Genomic DNA, 3230 nt, shown 5'->3' with positions numbered 1-3230 from the left:
ATTCGACTACGTGCGAGATTCAATCAGCACCTCTGGGTAGCTAGGCGACGCCTTTCTAAGCAAAGGTTGACTTTTGTTTTTGAGGTACTGGTCGAAGAATGCCAGCGTGTAATCATTAATAATCGTTGCTGCCCGTAATGGCTTAATAGTGCCAAGTTCTTTCTTGATTGGAAGCTCGGCTCCAGGTGAGTTAGCTGCAAAGAGAAGAGAGACTAAACCGATGTCAATAAAAGTAACGTGGACGCTACCTTTGATGCGTAATTTATAAGCATCGCTGCGCACCCGTTCGTAGAGCAACTGCGACCAAACTTCCTGCTTCTCACGAGACATCACCATCACTGGGCGATCTAAACGCTGTTTGCTTTCTTTGTTGAATAGTTCGCCATACTCACCACAATCCATGCTGATGGCTGCCTTGATGCGGCGATCGATCCGCATTGCCTCAATCGCCGTATTCGCACCCAACGAGTGACCAATGATACCCACTCGGCTTAAATTCAAACGCCCAGTTAGCAGATTTTGAGGGTCTTTCCTATTCAGACGCTGGAGTTCATTCAGCACAAAGCTGACATCCTTTGCACGAATGGTAGTTGCCTGGTTAAACGTGCGGAATTCTGTATCTTTACTAGCAGATTTGAAGTCAAAAACAGTGGATTGGGTAAGAATTCGTCCACCTGGAAATAGAGCAGGCGCTTCATAGGTGGGATTAACTCCTATAACAACATATCCCTGACTAACAAGCTGTTCAATTTGCGAGGTATACCACTTAGGAGTAGAGCCGAATCCAGGTGAGAAAATTACAACTGGATAGCGGTTTATCGGCTGAGTAGGAGTCGCTTTGGAAATGGAGTTTGACAGAACGGCTTGAGTGATGAGCTTGGTGAACACGTCGGGCGACACTCCAAAAAGAGGTCCAAAGCTCTCAGCAGTTGCTAGTGCAAAGCCTTCATCAATATAAGGAGCAGAGATCGAGTTTGGTTTGGCTTTAGCTGGGTACCAGACATAGATCATTAGCTCTCGTCGATCGCTTGGCAACAGAGTTGTGATTAGTTTTTGGGTTGCCAGATCATAAATTTCTGAAGTGTAAGTTTCCTTGCGGGACGAATCAACCAAATAATAGGAGGTTGTTCCCACTTGATACGAACCTTTGAGAGCAGGCAGTTTGAGGCTTGGGGCTGCCGGTTTTAGTTGTAGCGGCGATGGCTGCGCTAAGAGCGGTTTAACCAGAGTAAAGCAGGCTTGAATTCCTAAAAGAGCGATCGCGCTTAGAGTGATGGCAGACTTGAAAAACTTTGACATCTTTATCGATTTAGAGCTTGCGACTTCTGTGGAAATCAAAGCACACGACTCATGATATTTTGCTTTGTTCCAAAGAATATTGGACTAAGCGACTAAGTAGTTCGCAACTTACCTTTAGTTAAGGATTTACAGCTTCTAACACTCGCAACTGCTACCGAGCAATACCAATTCGTAATTCGTAATTCGTAATTGCAGAAGCTGGTGTCTGCCTATGTTTTAGTGGTTTGATCGGTCGCTGGAATTTAGAGAATTGGTATAACTCCGCATCACAGACTCATTCTCATTTCTGTTACAAAAGCTTTCATAGCTTAAAGCGGCTGCGTCGATCGCAGGAAAACATTACATAAACTCTGCCTAAATGGATATTTCCCTCAGCAGGCACCTGCCCTAAAACTGGGTGAGACTGTGAAAGCGCAGGTGCGAATGATTCCAGGCAAGATTGACCTCGATCGCGTTGAAGAAGTATTTATCTTTCCAGCTTCGTTTGCCCAACAGCGGTTGTGGTTTGTCGATCAGCTAGTTCCGGACGCTTGCCTTTACAGCGTGCCATTGGTGTTTCGGCTGACAGGGGAACTGGATCGATCGGCGCTAGAGGAAAGTTTTAGCGAGATCGTTTGCCGACACGAAGCGCTGCGTACCACGTTTGAACTGTGCAATGGGGAACTGGTGCAGGTAATTGCTTCCAGCGTGGAGGTGCGGCTATCGCTGATGGATGTGCGAGAACTGCCCCCCTTGGTTCGGGAAGAAACGGCGCGACACCAGATTCGGCAAGCGATTCAGCAGCCATTTCAGCTAGGACAGGGACCGCTGCTGCGACTGCTGCTGGTGCGGCTGGACACCGCAGAACACCTGCTGCTGATCAACCTGCATCACATCATTTTTGATGAGTGGTCCAGCGGCGTTCTGGTTCGGGAACTGGGAGCGCTGTACACGGCACAGGTGCAGCGTCAGTCCGCTGCGCTGCCAGAGCTTTCAATCCAGTACGCAGACTTTGCTCACTGGCAGCGGGAATGGTTGCAGGGAGACGTGCTAGAGGCGCAATTGCGCTACTGGCGGCAGCAGCTTAAGGATGTTCCGTTGCTCAATGTGTCCGGCTCCCATTCCGTGCAGCGACATCAGGGAGCAATTCAACTGCTGGAGCTGCCCCAACGTCTGCTAGATGCGCTAGAGGAACTGAGCCAGCGATCGGGCGTGACGCTGTTTATGACATTGCTGGCGGCGTTCCAAACGCTGCTCTATCGCTACAGCGGACAAACGGACATTGCGATCGGGTCACCGATCGCCAATCGCCACCGCAGCGAATTGGAAGACTTGATCGGCTTTTTTGTGAATAGCCTAGTGCTGCGAACCGATTTGTCGGGCAATCCCCCGTTTCGAGACTTGCTGGCAAGAGTTCAGGAAACCACGCTCAGCGCCTATGCCCATCAAGATCTGCCGTTTGAGAAGCTGGTAGAAGTGCTACAGCCAGAGCGAGATTTGAGCCGCAATCCGCTGTTTCAGGTGGTGTTTGCGCTACAAAATGCGCCCATGGAGCAACTGCATTTACCCGGATTGACCATCAGCGCCGTAGAGTTTGAGACAAAAACGACGCGATTTGATCTGGAACTCTACGTCTGGAAATGCTCCGAAAACTTCAGAACTCTTTGGGGCGACGGCTGGCAGCAGTCGGACGGGCTGCGCGGCGTAGTCGTGTACAACACAGATGTATTCGCTGCTGGCACGATCGATCGTCTGCGCCAGCATTTTCAAACACTGCTGGAAGGCATCGTTGCCAACCCGGATGCGCGGCTGTCAGAGTTGCCGCTGCTCACTCGTGCGGAACAACAGCAATTCGTGGAGTGGAACCAGACGCAAACGGACTATCCCAAGCATGAGTGCATTCACCACGTGTTTGAGCGGCGCGTCGAACAAGCACCCGACGCGATCGCCCT

2 protein-coding genes are annotated in these 3230 nt (G+C 50.2%); one reads left to right on the top strand and one right to left on the bottom strand.

Features of this window, described 5'->3' with window-relative positions; translation table 11 throughout:
* Positions 1-6: 6 nt before the first annotated feature.
* Positions 7-1299 carry a hypothetical protein gene (locus H6F43_RS06810; protein WP_190341937.1) on the bottom strand — a complete coding sequence of 431 codons (1293 nt, stop codon included), beginning with the start codon at positions 1297-1299 and terminating at the stop codon, positions 7-9.
* Between the two features lie 423 nt (positions 1300-1722).
* Here H6F43_RS06810 and H6F43_RS06805 point away from each other — a divergent pair.
* A partial coding sequence (locus H6F43_RS06805; RefSeq protein ID WP_242025390.1) for a condensation domain-containing protein occupies positions 1723-3230 on the top strand: 1508 nt, incomplete at its 3' end.

The sequence above is a fragment of the Leptolyngbya sp. FACHB-36 genome (assembly GCF_014695955.1).
Taxonomy (GTDB): domain Bacteria; phylum Cyanobacteriota; class Cyanobacteriia; order Leptolyngbyales; family Leptolyngbyaceae; genus FACHB-36.
Note: the sequence above shows the minus strand (reverse complement) of the source record. Positions and strands in the feature narration are given on the sequence as shown.